This window comes from Streptomyces sp. NPDC044921, from assembly GCF_056432865.1.
In genome coordinates this window covers 385785-410834 of record NZ_JBWKIF010000003.1, presented here as the reverse complement: position 1 = coordinate 410834, position 25050 = coordinate 385785, and the positions used below count along the sequence as shown (strand labels likewise).

The 25050-nt window shown below is 72.0% G+C and carries 26 protein-coding genes; 2 read left to right on the top strand and 24 right to left on the bottom strand.

The genetic code is table 11. The features are described 5' to 3' along the window. Window positions 1-62: 62 nt before the first annotated feature. Together tsf and rpsB are read right to left on the bottom strand one after the other, a co-directional pair. Complete coding sequence (gene tsf / locus AC07DA_RS06980) at window positions 63-899, bottom strand: translation elongation factor Ts (RefSeq protein ID WP_383325834.1); 837 nt, start codon at window positions 897-899, stop codon at window positions 63-65. Window positions 900-1076: 177 nt separating this feature from the next. Continuing rightward, window positions 1077-1964 (bottom strand): 30S ribosomal protein S2, encoded by an 888-nt coding sequence (gene rpsB / locus AC07DA_RS06975; RefSeq protein WP_479125285.1) that lies wholly within the window; start codon window positions 1962-1964, stop codon window positions 1077-1079. 274 nt (window positions 1965-2238) lie between these two features. On the opposite strand from rpsB, the gene AC07DA_RS06970 reads away from it, so the two are divergent. Continuing rightward, window positions 2239-2922: a murein hydrolase activator EnvC family protein gene (locus tag AC07DA_RS06970; protein WP_479125283.1), complete on the top strand. Its 684-nt coding sequence runs from the start codon at window positions 2239-2241 to the stop codon at window positions 2920-2922. A gap of 36 nt (window positions 2923-2958) precedes the next feature. Here AC07DA_RS06970 and AC07DA_RS06965 read toward each other — a convergent pair whose 3' ends face one another. The 18 genes from AC07DA_RS06965 to proS all read right to left on the bottom strand — a co-directional run bounded on the left by AC07DA_RS06965 (window position 2959) and on the right by proS (window position 17848). After that, window positions 2959-3516: a TetR/AcrR family transcriptional regulator gene (locus AC07DA_RS06965; protein ID WP_479125430.1), complete on the bottom strand. Its 558-nt coding sequence runs from the start codon at window positions 3514-3516 to the stop codon at window positions 2959-2961. A 94-nt stretch (window positions 3517-3610) separates the two neighbouring features. Continuing rightward, window positions 3611-4453: an RNA polymerase sigma factor WhiG gene (whiG, locus tag AC07DA_RS06960; RefSeq protein WP_479125282.1), complete on the bottom strand. Its 843-nt coding sequence runs from the start codon at window positions 4451-4453 to the stop codon at window positions 3611-3613. A 272-nt stretch (window positions 4454-4725) separates the two neighbouring features. Further along, entirely contained in the window at window positions 4726-5886 is a 1161-nt protein-coding gene (dprA, locus tag AC07DA_RS06955) for a DNA-processing protein DprA (RefSeq protein ID WP_479125280.1), read from the bottom strand. Continuing rightward, window positions 5883-7508, bottom strand: coding sequence for a YifB family Mg chelatase-like AAA ATPase (locus AC07DA_RS06950; RefSeq protein WP_479125278.1), 1626 nt, complete (start codon window positions 7506-7508; stop codon window positions 5883-5885). The genes dprA and AC07DA_RS06950 overlap by 4 nt, the downstream gene beginning before the upstream one ends. Next, window positions 7508-7900, bottom strand: coding sequence for a YraN family protein (locus AC07DA_RS06945; protein WP_479125276.1), 393 nt, complete (start codon window positions 7898-7900; stop codon window positions 7508-7510). The genes AC07DA_RS06950 and AC07DA_RS06945 overlap by 1 nt, the downstream gene beginning before the upstream one ends. An 88-nt stretch (window positions 7901-7988) precedes the next feature. Then, the gene (locus tag AC07DA_RS06940; RefSeq protein WP_003993268.1) at window positions 7989-8297 is read right to left on the bottom strand and encodes a DUF2469 domain-containing protein; all 309 of its coding nucleotides are present in this window, start codon (window positions 8295-8297) and stop codon (window positions 7989-7991) included. A 56-nt stretch (window positions 8298-8353) separates the two neighbouring features. After that, window positions 8354-8878: an NUDIX hydrolase gene (locus AC07DA_RS06935; protein ID WP_479125275.1), complete on the bottom strand. Its 525-nt coding sequence runs from the start codon at window positions 8876-8878 to the stop codon at window positions 8354-8356. After that, window positions 8868-9647 (bottom strand): signal peptidase I, encoded by a 780-nt coding sequence (gene lepB, locus AC07DA_RS06930; RefSeq protein ID WP_479125273.1) that lies wholly within the window; start codon window positions 9645-9647, stop codon window positions 8868-8870. The genes AC07DA_RS06935 and lepB (AC07DA_RS06930) overlap by 11 nt, the downstream gene beginning before the upstream one ends. Window positions 9648-9954: 307 nt before the next feature. Continuing rightward, window positions 9955-10917, bottom strand: coding sequence for a signal peptidase I (gene lepB / locus AC07DA_RS06925; RefSeq protein ID WP_479125271.1), 963 nt, complete (start codon window positions 10915-10917; stop codon window positions 9955-9957). Further along, the gene (gene lepB / locus AC07DA_RS06920; RefSeq protein ID WP_479125269.1) at window positions 10805-11896 is read right to left on the bottom strand and encodes a signal peptidase I; all 1092 of its coding nucleotides are present in this window, start codon (window positions 11894-11896) and stop codon (window positions 10805-10807) included. The genes lepB (AC07DA_RS06925) and lepB (AC07DA_RS06920) overlap by 113 nt, the downstream gene beginning before the upstream one ends. Then, window positions 11889-12620, bottom strand: a complete 732-nt coding sequence (gene lepB, locus AC07DA_RS06915; RefSeq protein ID WP_479125267.1) for a signal peptidase I — start codon at window positions 12618-12620, stop codon at window positions 11889-11891. The genes lepB (AC07DA_RS06920) and lepB (AC07DA_RS06915) overlap by 8 nt, the downstream gene beginning before the upstream one ends. 45 nt (window positions 12621-12665) lie before the next feature. Next, complete coding sequence (rplS, locus tag AC07DA_RS06910) at window positions 12666-13016, bottom strand: 50S ribosomal protein L19 (RefSeq protein ID WP_383325799.1); 351 nt, start codon at window positions 13014-13016, stop codon at window positions 12666-12668. A 138-nt stretch (window positions 13017-13154) separates the two neighbouring features. Beyond that, window positions 13155-13988 (bottom strand): tRNA (guanosine(37)-N1)-methyltransferase TrmD, encoded by an 834-nt coding sequence (trmD, locus tag AC07DA_RS06905; RefSeq protein WP_479125265.1) that lies wholly within the window; start codon window positions 13986-13988, stop codon window positions 13155-13157. After that, window positions 13988-14530, bottom strand: a complete 543-nt coding sequence (gene rimM, locus AC07DA_RS06900; RefSeq protein WP_479125263.1) for a ribosome maturation factor RimM — start codon at window positions 14528-14530, stop codon at window positions 13988-13990. The genes trmD and rimM overlap by 1 nt, the downstream gene beginning before the upstream one ends. An 84-nt stretch (window positions 14531-14614) precedes the next feature. Continuing rightward, window positions 14615-14854 carry an RNA-binding protein gene (locus tag AC07DA_RS06895; RefSeq protein WP_003973401.1) on the bottom strand — a complete coding sequence of 80 codons (240 nt, stop codon included), beginning with the start codon at window positions 14852-14854 and terminating at the stop codon, window positions 14615-14617. Between the two features lie 2 nt (window positions 14855-14856). Then, window positions 14857-15276: a 30S ribosomal protein S16 gene (gene rpsP, locus AC07DA_RS06890; RefSeq protein ID WP_365094391.1), complete on the bottom strand. Its 420-nt coding sequence runs from the start codon at window positions 15274-15276 to the stop codon at window positions 14857-14859. Window positions 15277-15559: 283 nt separating this feature from the next. Then, window positions 15560-16162, bottom strand: a complete 603-nt coding sequence (locus AC07DA_RS06885) for a hypothetical protein (protein ID WP_094055768.1) — start codon at window positions 16160-16162, stop codon at window positions 15560-15562. Window positions 16163-16432: 270 nt separating this feature from the next. After that, a complete protein-coding gene (proS, locus tag AC07DA_RS06880; RefSeq protein WP_479125260.1) occupies window positions 16433-17848 on the bottom strand; it encodes a proline--tRNA ligase in 1416 nt (471 codons plus the stop codon). Between the two features lie 196 nt (window positions 17849-18044). Between proS and AC07DA_RS06875 the strand changes: the two genes are divergently transcribed. Beyond that, window positions 18045-18899: a methyltransferase domain-containing protein gene (locus tag AC07DA_RS06875; RefSeq protein WP_479125258.1), complete on the top strand. Its 855-nt coding sequence runs from the start codon at window positions 18045-18047 to the stop codon at window positions 18897-18899. Window positions 18900-18978: 79 nt separating this feature from the next. Here the strand turns inward: AC07DA_RS06875 and ffh are convergent, their stop codons facing one another. The 4 genes from ffh to AC07DA_RS06855 all read right to left on the bottom strand — a co-directional run bounded on the left by ffh (window position 18979) and on the right by AC07DA_RS06855 (window position 24773). Beyond that, window positions 18979-20526, bottom strand: a complete 1548-nt coding sequence (gene ffh / locus AC07DA_RS06870; RefSeq protein WP_479125256.1) for a signal recognition particle protein — start codon at window positions 20524-20526, stop codon at window positions 18979-18981. Between the two features lie 83 nt (window positions 20527-20609). Then, on the bottom strand, window positions 20610-23057 hold the full coding sequence (locus AC07DA_RS06865) for a [protein-PII] uridylyltransferase (protein WP_479125254.1): 2448 nt from the start codon (window positions 23055-23057) through the stop codon (window positions 20610-20612). Window positions 23058-23094: 37 nt separating this feature from the next. Further along, window positions 23095-23433 (bottom strand): P-II family nitrogen regulator, encoded by a 339-nt coding sequence (locus tag AC07DA_RS06860; protein WP_004924863.1) that lies wholly within the window; start codon window positions 23431-23433, stop codon window positions 23095-23097. Further along, window positions 23430-24773, bottom strand: coding sequence for an ammonium transporter (locus tag AC07DA_RS06855; protein WP_479125252.1), 1344 nt, complete (start codon window positions 24771-24773; stop codon window positions 23430-23432). The genes AC07DA_RS06860 and AC07DA_RS06855 overlap by 4 nt, the downstream gene beginning before the upstream one ends. Window positions 24774-25050 lie beyond the last annotated feature (277 nt).

Sequence of the window (25050 nt, the reverse complement as noted above, 5' to 3'; positions counted from 1 at the left end):
ACGGCGTACGCGGACGACTGCTGTCGACCCTATCGGGGTCGCGCGTCGATCGCGGTACGGACTCAGATGCCGACCTTGATGCGCGTGAAGCGCTTCAGGGTGACACCGGCCTCGTCCAGGACCTTCTGGACGGACTTCTTGTTGTCGAGCGCGTACGGCTGGCCGAGCAGCGTGGCGTCCTTGAAGAAGCCGTTGAGGCGGCCCTCGACGATCTTCGGCAGGGCGGCCTCGGGCTTGCCCTCGGCGCGGGTGGTCTCCTCGGCGACGCGGCGCTCGGACTCGACGACCTCGGCCGGCACGTCCTCCTTGGAGAGGTACTTCGGCGCGAAGGCGGCGATGTGCTGGGCGACGCCCTTGGCGATCTCCGCGTTCGGCTTGTCCAGCTCGACGAGGACACCGATCTGCGGGGGCAGGTCGGGCATCGTGCGGTGCATGTACGCGGTGACGTAGCCGTCGGCGAACTGCGCGAAGCGGTCCAGGACGATCTTCTCGCCCAGGTTGGCGTTGGCCTCGTCCACGAACGCCTGGACGGTCTTGCCGGCCTCGATCTCGGAGGCGAGCAGGGCCTCCAGGTCGGCCGGGGAGGTCTTGGCGACGTGCTCGGCGATGGCGGTGGCCACGGCCTGGAACTTCTCGCCCTTGGCGACGAAGTCCGTCTCGCACTTCAGCTCGACGAGGACGCCGGAGGAGTTGTCGTCGGCGATGATCGAGACCACGGCGCCGTTCTCGGCGGAGCGGCCCTCGCGCTTGGCGACGCCCTTCTGGCCCTTGATGCGGAGCGCCTCGACGGCCTTCTCGACGTTGCCGTCGGCCTCGTCCAGCGCCTTCTTGCAGTCCATCATGCCGGCGCCCGTGAGCTCGCGGAGCTTCTTGACGTCGGCGGCGGTGTAGTTCGCCATGAGTCTGTGAATCTTTCTCGAAGTCTGGAAGATCGAAGATCTGCGGGATGCACCCCCATGGAGCCCGGGAGTGCTGTCCTTCCGCTGACCTACGGGTGAACGGCGGGAGCGGACTTCATCGCGCCCAGGGCGCCTGGTGATGGAGTGCCGCTCCCGCCGTCAACGCGGACTGACGGGTCAGGCCTGCTCGGCCTCGGCCGGCTTCTCGCCCTCGGCCGGCTGCTCGGCCTCGGCGGCCGGGGCGGCCTCGGCGGGGGCGGCCTCGGCGGCGGGGGCGGCCTCGTCGGCCTTCTTCTCGCCCTCGAGCAGGTCGCGCTCCCACTCGGCCAGCGGCTCGCCGGCGGCCTTCTCGCCCTTGCCCTCGGTGGCGACACCGCTGCGGGCGATGAGGCCCTCGGCGACGGCGTCGGCGATGACGCGGGTGAGCAGGGTGACGGAGCGGATCGCGTCGTCGTTGCCCGGGATCTTGTAGTCGACCTCGTCGGGGTCGCAGTTGGTGTCGAGGATCGCGACGACCGGGATGTTCAGCTTCCGGGCCTCACCAACGGCGATGTGCTCCTTCTTGGTGTCCACGATCCAGACGGCGCTGGGCACCTTCTGCATCTCGCGGATACCGCCGAGGGTCTTCTCCAGCTTGGCCTTCTCGCGGGAGAGGACCAGCAGCTCCTTCTTGGTCAGACCGGAGGACGCGACGTCCTCGAAGTCGATCTGCTCGAGCTCCTTCAGGCGCTGCAGGCGCTTGTAGACGGTCGAGAAGTTGGTGAGCATGCCGCCCAGCCAGCGCTGGTTGACGTAGGGCATGCCGACGCGGGTGGCCTGCTCGGCGATGGCCTCCTGCGCCTGCTTCTTGGTGCCGACGAACATGACCGTGCCGCCGTGGGCGACGGTCTCCTTGACGAACTCGTAGGCGCGGTCGATGTACGACAGCGACTGGAGCAGGTCGATGATGTAGATGCCGTTGCGCTCCGTGAAGATGAAGCGCTTCATCTTCGGGTTCCAACGACGGGTCTGGTGACCGAAGTGGACGCCGCTCTCCAGCAGCTCCCGCATCGTGACGACGGCCATGGCCGTATCTCCTTGAATGTTCTCGGTTGTGCCGCGGATGCCGGACGGCTCCCGCGCCTGACGCCCACTGCGCGCCGTGCCACGAGGGACCGAGGGGCGCTGATACGGGCCGTTGCCGGACCTCGTATCGGGGCGTGCGAAGTCGACCCGGTGGCCCGGGTCGCCACCAGAAGTGTACGGGACCCGCGAGGCCCCGGGTGACGCCGTTGTCCACAAGCGGGCGCCGCTCCACAGGCGCGGGTGGCGACCGCGGTGGTTCGGCACGCTTCTGCCCATGCGAGCGAAGCGATGTGTGCGCGTGATCACGCGCCTGGTGCTGTTGCCGGCCCTGACGGCGGGCCTTTTGCTGGCACCGCCACCGCGCCTGTTCGCCGCGGGTGCCGACGTGCCGACCGCGGACGTGACCGTGCCGACCGCGGGTGCCGATACGCCTGCCGAGGACGTGACCGTGCCGACCGCGGGTGCCGATGTGCCTGCCGAGGACGTCAAGGCGCCGACCGCGGACGTCAGTGTGCCGGCGGTGGGGCGCGCCTGGCCGGTCGGCCTGCGCCCCCGGGTGCTGCGCGGCTGGGAGCCGCCGGCGACGGTGTACGGGCCGGGCCACCGGGGCGTGGACCTGGCGGCGGCACCCGGGACTCCGGTGCGGGCGGTGGCGGCGGGACGGGTGGCCTTCGCGGGCCGCGTGGCGGGCAAGGGCGTGGTCTCGGTGGACCTCACCGGCACCGGCGACCCTCCGCTGCGCACCACGTACGAACCGGTCACGGCGTCGGTCGAGGAGGGCACACGGGTGCAGCCGGGCGAGGTGATCGGCACGGTGGACGCCCACGGCTCGCACTGCGCGTCACCGTGCGTGCACTGGGGGCTGCGCAGAGGCGGGACCTACGTGAACCCGCTGGGTCTGCTGCCGCCCTGGCTCCTGCACGGGGGGCCGTCGAGGCTGCTGCCGGTCTTCAGGTGACGGCGAGCGCCCCCGTGATCCCGGCCGGGGCGGGGATCAGCCCCGCACACCCCGCAGCGCCATGGAGACGGCGGCCTCCGTGATCGCCGCGGGGTCCTCCGCCGCGCCCAGCTCGATCCTGCGCACCGCCGCGTCCACCACGCCCTGCACCAGCATCGCCGCCAGCCGGGGCTGCTCGTGCCCCATCTCCGCGAGCGCCTCGACGATCATCGCGACCAGCCCGCCGTGCGCCGCCCGGATCTTCTCCCGGGCACCCGCGTCGAGCTCGCTCGCCGAGATCGCGACCACGGCCCGGTGCCGCCGGTCCCCGACCAGCTCCAGCTGCTGCCGCACGTACGCCTCGACCTTGGCCTCGGGCGTCTGCGCCCGCTCCATGGCGGCCGACACCTCCGCCGCCCAGACGGGGAAGTCGGCCTCGCACAGCTCCTCGACGACGGCCGCCCGTGACCGGAAGTACTCGTAGACGCTCGACCGCGCGAGGCCCGTCCGCTCGGCGAGGGCCGGGAAGGTCAACGCCTCCGTCCCGCCCTCGGACAACAAGGAACGAGCCGCGTCCAGCAGGGCGGCTCGCTGCATCGACCGGTGCTCGGCCACGGAGGCCGCTCGAATCCTTGGCACGTCAACCACTGTACGGACGCGCCGGGCCCGACGGGAGTGGCTCCCGCCCAGTCGGCGCCGGCCCGCCGGATCAGCGACCGAAACCGGCCAGTTTCGCTCTGAGCTGGAGGACGGACTTGGTGTGGATCTGGCTGACCCGGCTCTCGGTCACGCCCAGCACGTTCCCGATCTCGGCCAGGGTGAGGCCCTCGTAGTAGTAGAGCGTGACCACGGTCTTCTCCCGTTCGGGCAGCGTGTTGATCGCCCGCGCCAGGAACCTCCGCAGCTCCCGGTCCTCGGCGACCTCCACGGGATTGTCGGCGGCGGTGTCCTCCAGCGTGTCCATGACGCTCAGCCCGTCACCGCCCTCGCCCCCGCCGTGCAGCAGCTCCTCCAGGGCCACGACGTTGGCCAGCGACAACTGGCTGAACACCGCGTGGAGGTCCTCCACCGCGATGCCCATCTCGGCGGCCACCTCGCCCTCGGTCGGCGTCCGCCGCAGCCGCGCCTCCAGCGTGGTGTAGGCCCGCTCCACGTTGCGCGCCTTCTGCCGCACCGACCGGGGGATCCAGTCCAGCGCCCGCAGCTCGTCGATCATGGCCCCGCGGATGCGCGTGATCGCGTACGTCTCGAACTTGATCTCCCGGTCGATGTCGAACTTCTCGATCGCGTCGATCAGCCCGAACACCCCCGAGGAGACGAAGTCCGCCTGCTCCACGTTGGACGGCAGGCCCACGCTGACCCGTCCCGCGACGTACTTCACCAGCGGCGAGTAGTGCAGGATCAGCTGCTCCCGCAGCCGCTCGTCCCCCGTCGCCTTGTACGACCGCCACAACTCGTCGAGCGACGAGGGAGCGGGCGGCCGCACGTTGCCACCGTCACGGGCGGCTGGGGGGATCGCCGCCCGGTCGGACCCGGAGGTGTGCTGGGGCATTCGTCGCCTTGTGCCGTTCTGCTGCGGAGTGGTGCTGCCGAGGGGAGCTGTCTGTCTGATGTCGAGTTGCCTGTCCGTGTCGGGATCCTCGTGAGCGTAGCGTGACTGCGGCGTCGCGGTGCGCGAAGGAGGGAGGTCGAAGCGGGCGCAGATACGTTCCGCGAGACCCTCCGCCGGGTCGCCCCGATCGCTCGGTGTGATCACCACAGAAGCCCAACTGGGCGCATATCCAAGGGGTGTCGGGGTTCCCCCGGACGGCCGAACACGGACGGTCAGCACGGCCCGGGAGCACCGCGGACCGACATCACCGCCTCGCGTGTCAACTTCCATCCGTCGCCGTGTCGTTCGACGTAACCGAGTGCTCGGAGTTCGTACAGTCTCGCGACCGCGTCGTCCTGTGCGGTCTGCGCGCGACGGGCGATCTCGTCCGGGCGGGCGGCCCCGCGTCCCGGCAGCGCGGCAAGCACCTGCCGGGCGGCCGGTTCCAGCAGGTCCCGGGGCAGGACGGGGCCGCGCCGCTCCGGTGCCAGCTGTCCGATGGCGCCGACCAGTTCCACGACGTCCGCGGCGTCGGTGACCAGGGCGGACTCGCCGCGCAGCAGCTCGTGCACTCCGGCGGACAGGGCGCTGGTGGCGGGGCCCGGGACACCCATGGTGTGCCGCCCGAGCCGCTGGGCCGCCCGGGCCGTGACCAGGGAGCCGCTGCGGTGGGCGGCCTCGACGACCACGGTGCCGCGGGTGAGGGCCGCGATCACGCGGTTGCGCAGGATGAACCGGCTCGGGGTCGGGTGGTCGCCGGGCGGCAACTCCCCTACGACCAGCCCCTGTTCGGCGATTCTGCCGATCAGCCGGGTGTGTCCGCGCGGGTAGGGCCGGTCGAGCCCGCAGGCGAGGACGGCGACGGTGGCGCCGCCCGCGCCGAGCGCTCCGCGGTGGGCGGCGCCGTCGACACCGTAGGCGCCGCCGGAGACCACGACCCACCCCTGCTCGGCGAGGCCGGCGGCGAGGGTGGCCGCCATGTGGGCCCCGTACTCGGTGCAGGCCCGGGCGCCGACGACGGCCACGGACTTCAGCGCCCACATCCGCAGGTCGGCCCGGCCCCGGACCCAGAGCCCGAGGGGCCGGGCGTCCCCGAGGTCGTCGAGCTGCGCCGGCCACTCGGTGTCGCCGGGGCACACGAACCGGACCCCGGCGTCACGAGCGACGTCGAGGTCCCGGCGCGGCCGGGCCGCCGCGGCCCTGGCCAGGAGTCCGGTCCACCGTTTGCCGCTGACACCGGGCAGAGCCGCCCCGCCCTCCCGGAGCCGCCGCGCCACGCCCCCGGCCCCGTGCTCCCGCACCCACCGCCCACCGGCTTCGTCGCCGGGTTCGAGGACGCGGGTGAGGAAGACGCGGGCGAGCAGTTCGTCGTCCGGTTCGCCGGCCGTGCTCACGTCAGCGCCCCGAGGGCCATGGGCACACCCCGGGGAACTCCGGTGCGCAGCTGGAGCGCCAGGGCGACGTCCGTCGCGTCGGGCCGGTCGTGACCCACGAGGTCGGCGACGGTCCAGGCGACCCGCAGGACGCGGTCGAGGCCGCGGGCGGTCAGCACGCCCCGCTCCAGGTTCCGCTCGGCCTCGTCCATCGCGCCGGGCACGGCGTACCAGCGGCTGCGCAGCTCCCTTCCGGGCACTTCGCCGTTGGTGCGCCAGGGAGTGCCCGCGAGGCGCTCCGCGGCCCGGTCCCGGGCGGCACGGACCCGGTCGGCGACCGTCGCCGTGGACTCGCCGCGGGCGGCGCGGGCGGTCAGCTCGGTACGCGTGACGCGGTCCACCTCGACGCGCAGGTCGACCCGGTCGAGCAGCGGGCCCGACAGCCTGGCCTGGTAGCGGCGGATGGCCGAGGGCGGACACTCGCACAGGTCGTCCCGCTGGGAGAACCGGCCGCACGGGCAGGGGTTGGCCGCGAGCACCATGAGGAACTTGGCCGGGAAGCGCACGACGCCCGCGCTGCGCGCGATCACGACGTGCCCGGCCTCCAGTGGCTGGCGCAGCGCGTCCAGCGCCTGGCTGCTGAACTCGGGCGTCTCGTCCAGGAACAGCACGCCCCGGTGGGACAGGGACACCGCGCCGGGCCGCGCGATGCCCGGGCCACCGCCGACGAGCGCCTGCATCGTGGCCGAGTGGTGCGGGGCACAGTAGGGGGCGATGTCGATCAGCGGCTTGCCCGGGGGCAGCAGACCCGCCACCGAGTGGACCGCCGTGACCTCCAGCGACTCCTGCCGGCCGAGCCGGGGCAGGATGGCCGGCAGCCGCTCGGCGAGCATCGTCTTGCCGGCTCCGGGCGGCCCCTCCAGGAACAGGTGGTGCCCGCCGGCCGCGGCCACCTCCACGGCCGTGCGCGCCGAGGTCTGGCCGACGACGTCCGCGAGGTCGTGCCCGTGGTCGTGCTGGGCGGCCCCGGCGCTGTGCATGCCGGTCGCGGCACCGGTGCCCGGCACCCGCAGACCGGCGAGGAGCGGGTCGGGGCGTCCGAGGGCGTCGGGTTCCTCGTCGGGTACGGGTTCGTCGGCCAGGATGGCGATCAGCTGGCGCAGGCTGCGGACGCCCAGGACGGAGATCCCGGGCACCAGCGACGCCTCGGCTGCGGCGCACTCGGGCACCACCACCTGCTCGTACCCCGCGTCCGCCGCCGCCAGTACCGCCGGCAGCACCCCCCGGACGGGCCGCACCCGCCCGTCCAGGCCCAGCTCGCCGATCATCACGATGTCGGCCAGGACCCGGGGGTCGATGCGCTCCGCCGCGCCGAGGACCGCCGCCGCGACGGCCAGGTCGAAGCCGCTGCCGGACTTGGGGACGGAGGCGGGGCTCAAGCCCACCGTGAGCTTCTTCTGCGGCCAGGCCGCGCCCGAGTTGACGACAGCGGCGCGCACCCGGTCCCGGCTCTCCGTGAGGCTCTTGTCGGGCAGCCCCACCAGCGTGAACGCCGCCACTCCCGGTTCGAGGTCGGCCTGGACCTCGACGACCACGCCCTCGACGCCCACGAGCGCCACCGAGCACGTACGGGCGAACGCCATCAGGCCACCCCCCGCACGTGCTCGACCACGGCCGCGCCACGGGCCGGCAGCAGCACCCCGACCACGTCGATGCGGACCCCGCCGGGCGGCGCGCCCCCGTGCGTCTGGATCCAGCGCTCGGCGAGGTCGCGCAGCCGCTCCGCCTTCTGCGGGGTCACGGCGGCCATCGGATGCTCGAAGGGACCCTCCCGGCGGGTCTTGACCTCGCAGACGACCAGGACGTCCCCGTCGCGGGCCACGATGTCGATCTCTCCGGTGCGGCCGGAGCGCCAGTTGCGCTCCAGGACCGTCAGTCCGGTCTCCGCCAGCCGCCGGGCCGCCAGGGTCTCTCCGTACCTGCCCATCGCACTGCGTGCGTTCATGTCGGCACCACCTCCGGCGCCAACGATCACGCAGCCGGACCCACCGGGTGGATCTTGGTGGACGGCTCGGCCGTTGTGGACAACCCCGTCACCCGCCCGGGTGACCGGGCGGCGCGGGTCAGCCGCTGGGCAGCTCCAGGTCGCTCTTGTTCAGCTCCTCGATGTTCACGTCCTTGAACGTCAGCACCCGGACCTGCTTCACGAAGCGTGCCGGCCGGTACATGTCCCACACCCAGGCGTCGGCCATGGACACCTCGAAGAACACCTCGCCCTGAACCGAGTGCACCTGCATTTCGTAATCGTTGGTGAGGTAGAAGCGCCGCTCGGTCTCGATCACGTATTTGAACAGACCGACGACATCGCGGTACTCCCGGTAGAGCTTCAGCTCCATCTCGGTCTCGTACTTCTCGAGGTCCTCGGCGCTCATGGCATGTTCCCCTTCAGCCGTGCGATCCCCCCATTGTGCGCCAGTCCGGTGAGCCCCTAGACGATTTCCGGGTCAAGGATCACAGGCCTGGCCGGGGGACCCTCGTCGAGCAGCGTGCGCAGCAGCCCGGCGAGTCTGGTCGGATACACCGTCTCATGTGCCCGGCCCAGTTCCGGGCACGTCCACCAGCGCGCTCCGGCGACACTGCGCCGTTCCAGTTCGGTCAGCCCCGCGGCGGCGATCTCCGTCCGGTCCGTACGGGCGAGGTAGTACCACTCGTCCTGGTCCCAGCGGCGGCCCGCGAACGGAAAGGAGCACCTGCGCCGCCACAGCACCGGGCCGAGCTCGACCTCGGTGATGCCCGTCTCCTCGGCGAGTTCCCGCAGGGCGGCCTGTTCACGGGTCTCGTCGCCCTCCACACCGCCGCCCGGGGTGAACCACCAGTCGTCGGCCGGATCGTCCGGCTCGTGCCCGTGCAGCAGCAGGATGCGGTCCCTCGGGTCGAGCAGCACCACCCGGGCGACCCTGCGCAGTCCGCCCTCGTAGGTGTCCTGGCCCGCCGGGACGGCCTCAGCGGACACCGGCGGGCTCCGCGCTGGTCCGGCGGGCCCGGGCCGCGCCGGTCCGCTTGGCGATGGGCCCGTAGGCGCCTCCGCCCAGGACGAGCACCGCGCCGGCGATCACGAGGAGGGTGATCGTCGGCAGCGGGCCGGGCGAGGAGAGGGTGCCGAGCGGCTCGAAGCCGGCGGGGCGCTCCAGCATGCCCTTCATGGGCCAGACGACGGCGTCCACGCGGGCGTCCACGGCGGAGCGGGCCACTGTGCCACTGGCGGCGTCGGTGAGGTGGGCGGTGGAGTCCACGGAGTTGCCGCGCTCGTCACCGAGCAGGAACAGGCGGCCCTGGGGGACGGTCACGGTCGGGAAGTTGTTCGTCCCGGCGGGTGTGTCCGCGGGCAGGTAGGTCTCGTCGATCTCCTTGCCGTTGACCCGCAGCTTGCCGTCCTGGCAGCAGGAGACCGTGTCGCCGCCGACCGCGACCACGCGCTTGACCATGGGCGCGTTGGCCCAGGCCGCGTCCTTGAAGACGACGACGTCCCCGCGGCGCACCGCACCGCCGTCGACCCGCTGCGCGAGGATGCGGTCGCCGGCGTCGATGGTCGGCGTCATCGAACTGGTCGGCACGGTGTACGGCCGGTAGACCACGGCGCCCCAGGCGAACCCGCCGAGGAAGAGCACCATGCCCAGTGCGACGGCCAGCCCGGACAACCGCTGTCCGGTCCGGCTGCCCACCGGGCCCGTGCCCGGGCCACCGCCGCGCGGGGCCGTGTGCGTCATGCTCTCGCCACCCATGGGTCCGCACCCTACCCGGGGGTACCGGCCGAGGTCAGCAGACGGGTGGAATCACGGCTTTCCGCTGGGGGAACGCCTCCCGGGCCGGATCGCCGCCCCGTGAGCTCCGCGGTCGTACCGGCCGCAGCCACCGGGCGGGGGCAGGGCGGCCGGACGCCGGCTTCCGGCTGACCCGCACAGGCCGCGCGGCAGCGGCGTACAGAGCTTGGGCGAGCCGTACAGAGCGCCGAGCCGCACAGAGCCTGGCCGATTCGTCCGGGGCCCGCGGCCGCGCCGGACCGGGCGGAGCCACCCGCCCACGTCCGCGCTACGGCTTACGGCGGCGCCACCACACCACCGGCACCACCCCGGCCAGCGCGAGGCCCTGCGGTGCCACGGGGAGGGAGGCGGCGGCCGGCTGGGCGTTCAGGCCGGGCTGGTCGAAGGTGTCGGGCACCGGCAGGTTGTCCCAGCGGTTGACCGGCCAGGCGACGACGATGGCACGCCCGACGACGTCCTTGACGGGAACCATGCCGTGGTTCTTGTCCGACTGGTTGTACCGGGAGTCCCGGGAGTTCTGCCGGTGGTCGCCCATGACCCAGATGTAGCCCTCGGGGACCTTCACCTTGAACTGGCCGCCCTGGTCGTCGACGCTGCACGGGGTGTTGCCGGGGTAGACGTACGACGCCTCGTTCAGCGCCTTGCCGTTCACCGTCAGCGGGCCGGTGTTCTTGCACTCGACCGTGTCGCCGCCGACGCCGATGACGCGCTTGATGAGGTCCTTCTCCTCCACCGACGGCATGAGGCCGATCCAGCTGAGGAACGTCTGCAGCGCGTTCGGGTCCGTGGTCGGCTCGCCCGCCAGCCAGTTGTCGGGGTCGTGGAAGACGACGACCTCGCCGCGCTCGGGCTCCGAGCCGAACCAGGGGGTGAGCTTGTCGACGAGCACGCGGTCGCCCTGCTGGAGGGTGTTCTGCATCGAGTCGGAGGGGATGGAGAACGCCTGCACCAGGAACGTCTTGATCAGCAGCGCCAGCACCAGCGCGATGCCGATCAGGATGGGCAGCTCCTTCCAGAAGGAGCGCGGTTTCTTCGGTGTGCGGGCCGTTCCGCCCGGTCCCTGGCCCTCGGCCGTGCTGTGCTCGTCTGTCACCCTGTCGCCCTCGGCTGCCCCGGAGTCACTCCCGGAGGTCACGGCGCTGTCCGCGGCCGGGACGGCGGATTCCGCGGGGTGTCCGCGGTGCTCCTCGCCGTCGTGTCCGGACCGTGCGCCAACCGCCACATCCCCCACGCCAACTCCTCACTCTGTGCCGCCGCCTGCCCCACACACGGCGCAGGCCCACCACTCCCATAACGAGCGGGAGTTCCGCAGGGGTCGGGAGCTGGATCGTCTCGTTCGAATCGTAGGGGGCAACCCTATGCGACAGCCGGGGAGCCGCGGTCGACCCGGTGCCCGAGTCGGACACCGAGGCGTAGGTGTTCGGCTCCTCCAGGGTGGTCCAGTGGCCCAGCGGCCAGGCGATGACCATGGCGCGGCCCACGACCTCGTCCTCGGAGACGGTGCCGCCGTAGTCGGTGTCCTGGTGGGCGCGGGAGTCCGCGGAGTTGTTGCGGTGGTCGCCCATCACCCACAGGCGCCCCTGCGGGACGGTGATGTCGAACGGCGTGTCCGACGGGGCGACACCCGGGTACAGGTAGTCCTCGTTCAGCGGGACGCCGTTGACGGTCACGCGCCCTTGTGTGTCGCAGCACTGGACGCGGTCGCCGCCGACGCCGACGACCCGCTTGATGAGGTCCTTCTCGTTCTCGGACGGCAGCAGGCCGATGAAGGTGAGCCCTTCCTTGATCTGCTTGACGACGACGGGGTCGTCCTTCCGGGCCGTCGGCTGCTCGTCCTGGAGCCAGCCGCCGGGGTCCTTGAACACGACGACGTCCCCGCGCTGCGGCTCGGAGCCGAACCACGGGGTGAGCTTGTCGACCAGGACGCGGTCGCCGACCTGGATCGTCTGCTCCATGGAGCCCGACGGGATGACGAAGGCCTGGACGAGGAAGGTCTTCAGCACGAGGGCTATCAGGACGGCGACACCGACGAGGAGCGGTATCTCCTTGACCGCGCTGCGCCTGCGGCGCCGCTTGACCTTCTTCTGGAGCTTGCGCCGCTCGGCGCGCGTGCGGCCGCTTGAGGCACCGGCGGCGCGCCGGGCGCCGGTGGGCAGCAGGTTGTCCGCGGGGCTGGCGGGCACCCCGCGCGGTTTGCCGCGGTTACCCATGGGCGCCCGCCTCTTCGGCGGCGGGGGCGGGCACGCGCGCGTAGGCGTCGGGCCGGTGCAGCCGGGTGGTGTGTGCGAAGGGCCAGACGATCGCGTCGGCGCGGCCGATCACGACCCCGACGGGGATCATGCCGCCGCCGGGCGAGCCGAGGTGGTCGCGGGAGTCGCTGGAGTCGCTGCGGTGGTCACCGAGGAGGAAGAGCCTGCCGTCGGGCACGACGACGTCGAAGGACACCGCGGAGGGGCGATCCCCGGGGTAGAGGAAGCCCGACTCGTCGACCGGCCGGCCGTTCACCCGGATCCTCCCCTCCTTGTCGCAGCAGACGACGTGGTCTCCCCCCACGCCGACAACGCGTTTGATGTAGTCCGCGTGCCCGAAGTACCCGGTCCCGTCGAACACGACGATGTCTCCCCGCTGCGGCGCGGCACCGAAACGGTATGCCAACTTGTTTACGAGAACCCGGTCCCCGATCCTCAATCCCCGTTCCATCGATCCGCTGGGGATCTGGAACGGCCGCAGCACGAAGGTACTGAGGAACAGCAGGAACAGCAGGCAGGCCAGCAGCGTGAGGGTGATCCGGCCGCCCGGGAGCCAGGCGGCGACCCGCGACACCAACGCGAAGCGCGACCGTTCCTCCGGCCCCCCGGGCTCCGAGGAGGGGTCCTCGGAGTCGGAAGGGCGGGAGGAGCGGTCGCGCTCCGTGTGCTGCGCTTCGGTGTCCATCGGAGCCTGATGCTATCCGGCCCCGAGGTGAACCCCGGAGAGCGCTCAGTTCTCGCGCTTCTCCTTGATCTTCGCGGCCTTGCCGCGCAGCTCGCGCAGGTAGTACAGCTTGGCGCGGCGGACGTCACCCTTGGTGACGAGCTCGATCTTCTCGACGATCGGGGTGTGCACCGGGAAGGTGCGCTCGACGCCGACGGAGAAGGAGACCTTGCGGACCGTGAAGGTCTCGCGCACGCCGGAGCCCTGGCGGCGGATCACGACGCCCTTGAACTGCTGCACACGGGAGCGGTTGCCCTCGATGACGCGGACGTGCACGTTGACCGTGTCGCCCGGGCGGAAGGCGGGGATGTCGCTGCGCAGCGACGCGGAGTCGACGGTGTCGAGCAGGTGAGACATTTCGTCTGCTTTCCTCGCTGATGCCACAGGTCATCAACGGAAACTAGGTGTGTTTCGGAATGAGGGTCGCGCGGGTCGGGGCGGGCGTCGTCTCCCCCTGTGGCAGGGGCGCACGCCGGACGGACGCACAACAGCTGGCTATTCTTCCACGCCCTCGGTCCTGCGCCAAAATCGGCCGTACGGCTCCCCCGCGGGATCCGGCGACCAGCCCAGGATGGAGAGCATCTCGCGGTCCTTCTTGTCGAAGGCCTTGGGGTCGCACCGCTCGATGAGATCGGGCCGGTACGCGGTGGTGCGCCTGATGGCCTCGTCCCGGCGCCAGCGGGCGATCTTCCCGTGGTGCCCGCTGAGCAGCACCTCGGGGATGTCCCGGCCGCGCCACTCGGGCGGCTTGGTGTAGACGGGCCCCTCCAGCAGGTTGGCCATGGCGCCGGGTGCGAAGGAGTCGTCCCGGTGGGACTCGGCGTTGCCCAGGACGCCCGGCAGCAGCCGGGCCACGGCCTCGGTGACGACGAGGACGGCCGCCTCGCCCCCGGCCAGGACGTAGTCGCCGATGGAGACCTCGTACACCGGCATGCGCGTGGCGTACTCGTCGACGACACGGCGGTCGATGCCCTCGTAGCGGGCCGGGGTGAAGACCAGCCAGGGGCGTTCGGAGAGGTGGACGGCGAGTTCCTGGGTGAAGGGGCGGCCGCTGGGCGTGGGCACGACGAGGGCCGGCTCGCGGGAGCCGGTCTCGTAGCCGTCGGCCAGGACGGAGTCCAGGGCGTCGCCCCACGGCTCGGTCTTCATGACCATGCCGGGGCCGCCGCCGTAGGGGGTGTCGTCGACGGTGTTGTGGCAGTCGTAGGTCCAGGACCGCAGGTCGTGGACGTGGACGTCGAGCTGTCCGCGGGCGCGTGCCTTGCCGACGAGGGAGACGTTCAGCGGTTCCAGGTACTCGGGGAAGATCGTGACGACGTCGAGGCGCATCAGGACTCGTCCCGGCTGGAGGCGATCTCGGCGCGGTCGTCGATCAGTCCCGGCGGCGGGGTGATGACGGCCTTCTGCTCCTCCAGGTCGATCTCGGCGACGATCTCCTCGACGAAGGGGATCATCACCTCGCTGCCGTCGGGCCGCTCGACGATGAACAGGTCCTGGGTGGGCAGGTGCGAGATCTCGGTGATCCGCCCGACCTCGGTTCCGTCGGCGGTGACCACGTCGAGGTCGACGAGCTGGTGGTCGTAGTACTCGTCCTCGCCCTCGGGCAGTTCCTCCGGGTCGACCTCGGCGATCAGGAGGGTGTTGCGCAGGGCCTCGGCGGCGGTGCGGTCGCGGACGCCCTCGAAGCGCAGCAGGAGGCGTCCGCTGTGGACGCGGCCCGTCTCGATGGTGAGCGGTCCCGCGGAGGCGGGGTCGGTGGCGAGGACGGCCCCGGGGGCGAGCCGCAGCTCGGGCTCGTCGGTCCGTACCTCGACGGTGACCTCGCCCTTGATGCCATGGGCACGGCCGATCCGTGCGACTACCAGCTGCACGTGTCCAAGTCTCCTTGTCATACGACTGCGGGCCGGGGACGGCCCTGTGGCCCTCCCCGGCCCGAGCCGGTTGCGCGATAAGCGTCAGCGGACGTGGTCCACGTCGACGAGGTCGACGCGGACGCCGCGACCGCCGATGGCGCCCACGACGGTGCGCAGGGCGCGTGCGGTGCGGCCGTTGCGGCCGATCACCTTGCCGAGGTCGTCCGGGTGGACCCGGACCTCGAGCACCCGCCCGCGGCGCAGGTTGCGCGAGGCGACCTGCACATCGTCAGGGTTGTCGACGATGCCCTTCACGAGGTGCTCGAGAGCCTCCTCGAGCATGCTCAGGCCTCGGTCGAAGCGGACTCAGCGGCGGCGTCGTCCTTCTTCTCAGCCTTCTTCTTCTGGGTGATGGCCTCACCCTTGCCCTCGTCGTCGCCGCCGAGAGCCTCGAACGACGGGCGCGCGGCCTTCTCGGGCTGGGTCAGGAGCGGGGCCGGAGCCGGCTCGCCCTTGAACTTCTGCCAGTCGCCGGTCTTCTTGAGGATGGCGAGCACGGGCTCGGTCGGCTGCGCGCCGACACCCAGCCAGTACGCGACACGGTCCGCGTCGACCTCGATCACCGACGGGTTGTACGTCGGGTGGTACTTGCCGATCTCCTCGATCGCACGGCCGTCACGACGGGTGCGGGAGTCGGCGACGACGATGCGGTAGTGAGGCGAACGGATCTTGCCCAGACGCTTCAGCTTGATCTTGACTGCCACGGGAGTGGGTTCTCCTGGATTTGACGTGGTTGGGCACGGCGAGAGAGCCGCGTGGGGTTGCGGTACCCGAGTGCCCGATGGACGCGTCAGCCGGAGGCGAGAGGGTTCCTGTGCGGCTGTCGAGTACAGCTAGCCATTGTGCCACACCCCGCGGGCCGCTCAGGCCGGGGGTGTGCCGCGTCCGGGCATGCCGCAGGGGCACCCGGCGTGGAGGTGGGGTACGCCGGGTGCCGGCCCGTTCCGCGGCCCGTCCGACCGGCAGCCACGAGATGCCGGTCGGACGTCAGCTCGCGACCGCTCCCACGACCTCGGGGATGCGGAACGGCTTGCCGCAGCCGCCGCAGACGATGGGCGCCTGGGCGAGGACCGACGGGACGACACGGACGTTGCGTCCGCAGTCACAGACCGCCTTGACGCGCACGCCGCCGCCCGAGGAGCCGTGGCGGGCGGCCGGGCCCCGGAAGGTGCGGGAGGTGTCGGAGGAGGTCGCTGCGGTGTGGGCCTTGAGGGCGCGCTGGAGGCGCTCCATCGTCGGGCGGTAGCGGCGCTTCGCCTCGGGCGTGAGCGTGACCAGGGAGAAGCCGCTGCTGGGGTGCGGTTCCTCGGGGTGGTCCAGGCCCAGCTCCTCGGCGATGGCGAGGAATCTGCGGTTGTGGTAGCGGCCGGCACGGGACGTGTCGCGGACGCCGCGCGCGGCGGCGATGCCATGGACTGCCTCATGGAGCAGTCGCTCGAAGGAGAGCTCGTGACCGCACGCGGACGACGACTCCCCGATCAGGGACTCTGGCGCGGCAAGGTCGGGCAGCTCGGGGTGGTACCGCTGAATGTCGGCCCACGCCTGTGCCAGCTCTGCGGCGAGAACAGGTGGTGTCTGTGTCGTGCTCACGTAATGACAACGAGCTGGGGTGCCCCAGTGTTCCGATTCCGGGCCATCCCAAATAATTTGCACGTACCCGTCAGTTGCCTCTGATGCGTCCCGACGAGGGCGCGTGCGCTGATCTGTGGAGAAGCCTCGCAGCTCACCACAAGGTGGTGCGTAGCCACGCGTACGCCCCGGCGCGTAGCGAGCGCCCGCGCGCCGGGGAGCCAGGGGTCCGCGGGGACGCAAGAGGCGTTTCGGTCGCCGCGCGTCCCGCGCGGCCAGCGTGCGCGTACCTCAGTAAGCGCGTGCCACGACGGCGACGTTACCGGGTGCGTCACCGTCGGCCGGCACCGACCCGTCCTCGGCGACCAGACACCGTACGGTCACCGCGTGCTCGGCGAGCGCGGCCTCGCCCTCCGCGCCGAGCAGCGCCCACGGGATGCGCGCCCAGCCGCCGGCCGTGGCCGCCTCGACGGCCTCCCCGATCGTCGTGACGTCGGCCGTGCGGGACTCGCGGCGCTCGCGCGACTGCGTCAGCAGCAGCTCCTGGTCCTCCTCCAGGACCTTGGGGAGCAGCTCCGCCAGGTCGTCCAGCCGGACCGGCGCCTTGCCCCCGGGGATGCGGCGGGCCAGCGTCGCGGTGCCGTGCTCCAGGTCGCGCGGGCCGATCTCGATGCGCACGGGCACGCCCTTGAGTTCCCAGTCGACGGCGCGGCGGCCGAAGGGGATGTCGGTGCGGTCGTCGACGTGCACGCGGACACCGGCCGCGCGCAGCCGGTCGCCGACCTCGCGGACCTTGGCCAGAACCGCCTCGTCGCCCTTGACCGCCAGCACCACGGCCTGGATCTGCGCCAGCCGGGGCGGCACGCGCAGTCCGTCGTCGTCGCCGTGCATCATCACCAGCGCGCCGATCATGCGCGTGGTGGATCCCCAGGAGGTCTGCCAGACCAGTTCCTGCCTGCCGTCCTTCGACAGGTACCGCGTGTCGAACGCCTTGGCGAAGTTCTGGCCCAGTTCGTGGCTCGTGGCCATCTGCAGGGCCTTGCCGTCGCCCATCATGCCTTCGAGGGTGAGGGTGTTGACGGCACCCGCGAAGCGCTCCCTGGCGGTCTTGCGGCCGGGGACGACGTCCATCGCGAGGACGTTCACCATGAAGTCCTCGTAGACCCGGCGGTGGATGTGCGCGGCGAAGTCGCGCGCCTCCTCAAAGGTGGCGTGCGCGGTGTGGCCCTCCTGCCAGAGGAATTCCGTCGTGCGCAGGAAGAGGCGGGGCCGCAGTTCCCAGCGCACGACGTTCGCCCACTGGTTGATGAGCAGCGGCAGATCGCGGTAGCTCTGCACCCATTTGGAGAAGTAGTCGTTGACGATCATCTCCGAGGTGGGGCGGACCACGGCGGGCTCTTCGAGTTGCTTGCCGCCGCCGTGGGTGACCACGGCCAGTTCGGGCGCGAAGCCCTCGACGTGGTCGGCCTCCTTCGTGAGGTACGACTGCGGGATCAGCAGCGGGAAGTACGCGTTCTGCGTGCCCGTGGCCTTGATGCGGGCGTCCATCTCCGCCTGCATCCGCTCCCACAGCCCGTACCCGTACGGCCGGATGACCATGGTGCCGCGCACCGGCCCGTTGTCGGCGAGTTCCGCCTTGGTGATCAGGTCCTGGTACCAGCGCGGGAAATCGTCCGCGCGGGGCGTGAGTACGGGTGCCTTGGCCATGGCGCGATGGTACGGGCCCGGGTTGCCGGAATGTGAAATCTCGCCACCGGCACATGACATCTCACAACCCCTGCCGCATTCCACTGGACGACGGGTCGAGGGGGGAGTTTCCTGGCATACGGGGAGTGCGAGCGCACTGTCACGGGGGCCATGGAAGCGGCAAGAGGCAACTCTCGGCGGATTGGGGCGCTTACTTATGACACCTACGCTCGTGCGGCAGCACCTGCCTCACGCGGGGGCCGCACCCCGCGTGGACCTGCGTGCACGCGCGCGTGACTGGTCCGAGATCCAGGAGCGGATGCTCGTACCGCTCTACGAGGCCGTCTACGAGCGACTGGACGTGGGTCCCGCCACGCGGCTGCTCGGCCTCGGCTGCGGTTCGGGACTCGCCCTGCTGATGGCCGCCGCCCGGGGAGCGGCGGTCACCGGTGTCGACGCTTCCCCCGAAAGAGTGGCCCTCGCGCGGGAGCGGCTGCTGCCCGGGTCGTCCGGTACCGGTACGCGCCCGGACACCCGGCTGGTGGACGGCTCGCCCGGGGACGCCGCGCGGTCCGGCGCTCCGGCCTACACGCTGGTGACGGCCTTCGAGCCGATCGGATGCCTGGCGGGCGACTCGGAGGGGCTGGGCGGGCTGCTGGCGGAGGCGACGCCGCTCGCCGAGCGCGGAGCCGCCGTGGTGCTGGCCGGCTGGGGCCCGCCGGAGCGGTGCGCCACGGCGTCCGTGCTGCGGGTCGCCACCAAGCTGGCGGAGCCGCTGCGCCACTCGGGCAGCTGGCGTCCTGCCTCGCGCGACGACCTGGAGGACGTCGCCCAGCGCGCCGGGCTCAGGCCGGACGGCTCGGGCCGGGTGGCCTGCCCCTTCGGCTACGCCGACGTGGACAGCGCGGTACGCGGCCTGAAATCGACGGGGCTCTTCGACGCGGCGATGGGCGCGACGGACCAGGTGCAGGTGGACAAGGAGCTGACCGAGGCGCTGCACCCGCACCAGCGGCGGGACGGCACCGTGTGGATGCCCAACGTGTTCCGGTACCTGATCGCCCGGACGCCGTGACACACGGCGCCTGACACGACCGGGAGGGCGCCCCTTCACGGAAGGAGCGCCCTCGGCGTCGTCGTACCGGACCGGCTCGTCAGCCCATGAACTTCTTGAACTCGTCGGGGAGTTCGAAGTCCTTGGCGCCCTGCTGGGGCAGCCCGAAGGCGTTGCCGCCCTCCGCGGCGGCCGCGCGGCGCGCGGCGGCCTCCTGCTCCTGCTGCTTGCGCTTCATCGGGTTGCCGGAGCGCTGCTTGCCCTTGGCCTGCTTCTGCTTCTTCTTCGCCCGGCCGGGGCCACCGCCCATGCCCGGCATCCCGGGCATCCCGGGCATGCCGCCCTGGGCCATGCGGGACATCATCTTGCGCGCCTCGAAGAACCGCTCGACCAGGTTCTTCACGGCGCTGACCTCGACACCGGAACCGCGGGCGATACGGGCGCGGCGCGAGCCGTTGATGATCGTCGGGTCCTGGCGCTCGGCCGGGGTCATCGACTTGATGATGGCCGCCGTGCGGTCGACGTCCCGCTCGTCGAGGTTCTGGATCTGGTCCTTCATCTGGCCCATGCCCGGCAGCATGCCGAGCAGCTTGGAGATGGAGCCCATCTTGCGGACCTGCTCCATCTGGGCCAGGAAGTCGTCCAGGGTGAAGTCCTGGCCCTTCTTGGACGCCAGCTTGGAGGCCATCTTCTCGGCCTCTTCCTGGCTGAACGTCTTCTCCGCCTGCTCGATCAGGGTGAGCAGGTCACCCATGTCGAGGATGCGGGAGGCCATCCGGTCCGGGTGGAAGGCGTCGAAGTCGTCCAGCTTCTCGCCGTTGGAGGCGAACATGATCGGCTTGCCGGTGATCTGCCGGATCGACAGGGCGGCACCACCGCGGGCGTCACCGTCGAGCTTGGAGAGCACCACGCCGTCGAAGCCGACGCCGTCGCGGAAGGCCTCGGCGGTGTTGACCGCGTCCTGGCCGATCATCGCGTCGACGACGAACAGGATCTCGTCCGGGGAGACGGCGTCGCGGATGTCCGCGGCCTGCTGCATCATCTCCTGGTCGATGCCGAGGCGGCCGGCGGTGTCCACGATCACGATGTCGTGGACCTTGGACTTGGCGAAGTCGATGGAGTCCTTGGCGACCTTGACCGGGTCGCCCACGCCGTTGCCCGGCTCCGGGGCGTAGACGGCGACGCCGGCGCGCTCGGCGACCACGCTGAGCTGGTTCACGGCGTTGGGGCGCTGCAGGTCACAGGCGACGAGCAGCGGCGAGTGGCCCTGCTCCTTCAGCCAGCGGCCGAGCTTGCCCGCCAGGGTGGTCTTACCGGCACCCTGCAGACCCGCCAGCATGATCACGGTGGGCGGCTGCTTGGCGAAGCGCAGGCGCCGGGTCTCGCCGCCGAGGATCGTGACCAGTTCCTCGTTGACGATCTTGAGGACCTGCTGGGCCGGGTTCAGCGCGCGGGAGACCTCCGCGCCGAGGGCACGCTCCTTGACGTTCTTGATGAACGTCCGGACGACCGGCAGGGCGACGTCGGCTTCCAGCAGAGCGATCCGGATCTCGCGCGCCGTGGCGTCGATGTCCGCCTCGGAGAGCCGTCCCTTGCCGCGCAGGTTCTTGAAGGTCGCTGAGAGGCGATCGGAAAGAGTATCGAACACGGCGCTCGCGGTCCTCGGGGTCGGAGACGGACTGGGGAATCGCCCTCCAGGGTATCCCGGCGTGACAAGTCGCCGGGTCGCCCTCACCCCCGCAGTGTCTCCTCCAGCTTCCGTGCCACCGGCTCGGCCTCGTCACCGGGCAGCGGCGCGCCCTCCGGGCCCGTCACGTAGAAGGCGTCGACGGCGTTGGCGCCGAGCGTCGAGACGTGGGCGCTGCGCACCCGCACGCCGGCGTCCTCCAGGGCGCTGCCGATGCGGAACAGCAGGCCCGGGGCGTCCTGGGAGCGGACCTCGATGACCGTGGCCAGCCGGGAGGCGGCCGGGTGGACCGACACCCTCGCCGGGGGCGCGACCACGCCCCGGCGGCGCGGATAGGCCGCGTCCCGCTCGGCGAGGCGGGCGGCGATGTCCAGGGAGCCGTCCAGGGCCCGGACCAGGTCCGCGCGCAGCCGGGCGGCCTGCGGCAGGGAGCCGTACTCGGCGGCGACGCGCCAGTCCAGCAGCAGGACGGATCCGTCGACCCCGGCGGGCAGGGTCAGCGACCGCAGCTCGGCGGTCCGCACGGTCAGCCGGTGCACGGCGAGGACCCCGGCCACCGCGGGCAGCACCCCGGGCTGGTCGGGGACGGCGATGAGCAGCTCCACGCCGAGCGGCTCGGGGTCGCCGGACGGCTCCTGCCCGGCGGGCGGCTCGGTCTGGGCGCGCAGGGAGAGCACGGGACCGCCGGTCGCGGCCGCCTCCAGGGCGAGACGCTCCTGCTCTGCGGTGGGGGCTGCGTCCTCGGGGTCGTCCGGGACGTCGCCGGCGAGCACCGCCCCGACCCGTTCGACCAGCTCGGTGACGAGCGAGCCGCGCCACGACGACCAGGCGGCCGGGCCGGTGGCGAGGGCGTCGGCCTCGGTGAGCGCGTGCAGCAGCTCCAGGGTGCCCGGGGAGCCGACGGCGTCGGCGACCGCGCGCACGGTGGCCGGGTCCTCCAGGTCGCGCCGGGTGGCGGTCTCGACCAGGAGCAGGTGGTGGCGTACGAGGGTGGCGACGACGGCGACGTCGTGCCGGTCGAAGCCGATGCGGGCGGCGACGTCCCTGGCGATGATCTCGCCGGCCACCGAGTGGTCCCCGGGCCAGCCCTTGCCGATGTCGTGCAGCAGCGCCGCGACCAGCAGCAGGTCGGGGCGGCTGACCCGGCGGGTGAACGCGGAGGCGCGCACGGCGGTCTCGATGAGGTGCCGGTCGACGGTCCACAGGTGCACGGCGTTGCGCTGCGGGCGGCAGCGCACGCGCTCCCAGTCCGGCAGCAGCCGGGTGATCAGCCCCTCGGCCTCCAGCGCCTCCCAGACCTCCACGGTGGGGCGGCCGGAGCCGAGCAGGGTGACGAGCTGCTCGCGGGCCTCGGCGGGCCAGGGCGTGGGCAGCGGGCGCACGGTGGCCGCCAGGCGCCGTACGGCGTGCAGGGACAGCGGGAGCCCGGCCTGCGCGGCGGCGGCAGCGGCGCGCAGGGGCAGGACCGGGTCCCGCTCGGGGCGCGCGGCCCGGGCCAGCACCACCTCGCCGTCCTGCTCGACCACGCCCTCGGCCAGCGGCGAGCGCTCGGCGGTGGGCTTGCCCCCGCCCAGCATCGCGCGCAGCCGGGGCCGCACGGCCCGCGAGCGCAGGACCCGCCCGACCTCGCGCCAGGTGACGTCGCTGGCGTACGAGACGATCCGCGCGGCTTCGTAGACCTGCCGCAGCAGGGTGTCCGCGTCGAGCAGGCCGAGCTCGGCGGCGACCTGGTCCTGCTCCTGGAGCGCGAGCCGGTCGGTGGCGCGTCCGGTGGCCAGGTGCAGGGCGTCCCGGACGTCGAGGAGGCGGCGGCGGGCGTCGGCGAGGCCCTCGCGCGGGGCGTCGGCGAGCCAGGAGGCGGCGACGGCCCGCAGCGCGGTGGCGTCGCGCAGCCCGCCGCGGGCCTCCTTCAGGTCGGGTTCCAGCAGGTACTGCAGCTCGCCCTGCCGCTCGGCGCGTTCGGCGCACAGTTCCTGAAGTTCGGGCAGGCGCTTGGGCGCTTGGTTGCGCCAGTCCGCGAGGACGGCGGTGCGCAGGGACGCGGTGAGGCCGAGGTCGCCGGCGATGTGCCGGGCGTCCAGCAGGCCGAGCTGCACCTTGAGGTCCTCGCCCGCGGTCCTGCGGGCCTCGGCGGGGGTGCGCACCGAGTGGTCGAGGTCGAGACCGAGGTCCCAGACCGGGTACCAGAGCCGGTCGGCGAGGGCGGCGACCGCCTTGGTGTCGCCGCCGTCGTGCAGCAGGAGCAGGTCGAGGTCGCTGCGCGGGGACAGTTCACCGCGTCCGTAGCCGCCGACGGCGACCAGGGAGGCGCCGCGCAGGTCCCCGGCGCCCGCGGTGAACAGGCCGGTGAGCCAGTCGTCGGTCAGTTCGGCCAGGGCCGCACGGCGCGGCGGCCCGGACCGCGCCTCCTCGGTGAGGAGGCGCAGCCGGGCCGCCGCGTAGCCGCCGGGTCCCGAGTCCTCTGCTTCGTTCCGCACGTCCGTACCCGTCACCCGGCGACTCCTGTTCGTTTGCCTGCCTGGAAGGCCGTCAGAGCGCGTCGGGGCCGCGCTCGCCGGTGCGGACCCGTACGGCCGTCTCGACCGGGACGGACCAGACCTTGCCGTCACCGATCTTGCCGGTGCGGGCCGCCTTGACCACGACGTCGATCAGCTGCTCGGCGTCGTCGTCCTCGACCAGGACCTCGATGCGGATCTTGGGGACGAGGTCGACGGTGTACTCGGCACCGCGGTAGACCTCGGTGTGGCCCCGCTGCCGTCCGTAGCCACTGGCCTCGGTGACCGTCAGGCCGTGTACGCCGAAGGCCTGCAGGGCCTCCTTGATCTCGTCGAGCCGGTGCGGCTTCACGACGGCGGTGATGAGCTTCATGCGTCCACCTTCTTGCTCTCGGCCCCGGCCACGGCGGCCACGACGGCGGCGGTCTTGGCGGCGCCGCCACCGGCGCCGCTGAAGTCGTATGCGGTCTCGGCGTGCTCGGCCTGGTCGATGCCGGCGACCTCGTCGTCCTCGGAGACCCGCATGCCGATCGTCTTGTCCAGGAGGAAGGCGAGGACCGCGGAGACGACCAGGGAGTAGGCGAGGACACCGAAGACGCCGGCGCACTGCTTCCAGAACTGGTCCAGGCCGCCGCCGTAGAACAGGCCCGCGACGTCGGACTGGCCCTTGCCGGTGGCGAAGAAGCCGATGAGCAGGGAGCCGAGGATGCCGCCGACCAGGTGGACGCCGACGACGTCGAGGGAGTCGTCGTAGCCGAACCTGTACTTCAGCCCGACGGCCATGGCGCACAGCACGCCGGCGATGGCGCCGACGGCGATGGCGCCGAGCGGGGAGATCGCGCCGCCGGCCGGGGTGATGGCGACCAGGCCCGCGACCGCGCCGGAGGCGGCGCCGAGCGTGGTGAAGGCGCCGTGGCGGATCTTCTCGTAGGCGAGCCAGCCGAGGACGGCGGCGGCGGTGGCGACCTGCGTGTTGACGAACATCAGCGCGCCCACGCCGTCGTCGTTGCCGAGCCAGGAGCCGGCGTTGAAGCCGAACCAGCCGAACCACAGCAGACCGGCGCCGAGCATGACCAGCGGGAGGCTGTGCGGGCGCATCGGGTCCTTCTTGAAGCCGACGCGCTTGCCGATGACCAGGATCACGCCGAGCGCGGCGGCACCGGCGTTGATGTGGACCGCCGTACCACCGGCGAAGTCGATGACACCGAGCTCGAAGGCCCAGCCGCCGGCGCCCCAGACCCAGTGCGCGACCGGGAAGTAGACGACCGTGGCCCACAGGGCGACGAACAGCGCCCAGGCGCTGAACTTCACGCGGTCCGCGAGGGCGCCGCTGATCAGGGCGGGCGTGATGATGGCGAACATCAGCTGGAAGACCAGGAAGACGAAGACCGGGATGGTGTAGCCGTCCCACAGCTCGGTCAGGCCGATGTTGCCGAGGCCGACCCAGTCGGAGTTCCAGCCGATGAGACTGCCGGAGTCGGTGCCGAACGCCATGGAGAAGCCGTACAGCACCCACAGGACGGTGACGATCCCGAGGCTGATGAAGCTCATCATCAGCATGTTCAGGGTGCTCTTGACGCGGACCATGCCTCCGTAGAAGAAGGCCAGGCCCGGGGTCATGAGCATCACCAGGGCGGAACAGATGAGCATGAACCCTGTGTTGGCGGCAGACAGCTTGGGCGCTTCTGCGGCAAGGGTGATGGCTGGTGCCATCGGCGTCTCCTCGTCGTTGGTACGGCCCCGTGCGGGCGAAGCCTGGAGCGGAGTGAGGGGGTGGGCCGGTTATGCGCCACGAGATTGGCGCAGCGCGGTTTCGGTGGAAGCCCCTCGTTGTTTCGCGACCGTGACGAAGGCGCGTGCTGTGTTACGCGTCGATGAACTGCCGGATGGCGGGGTGCGCCGATCGTTATCGTGGCGCAACCTTCCGCGGGCCCCCGCCTTCGGGGCGCACGGGCCGGCCGCGGCCGGCCTTCCGATGACCTGGCTGGGG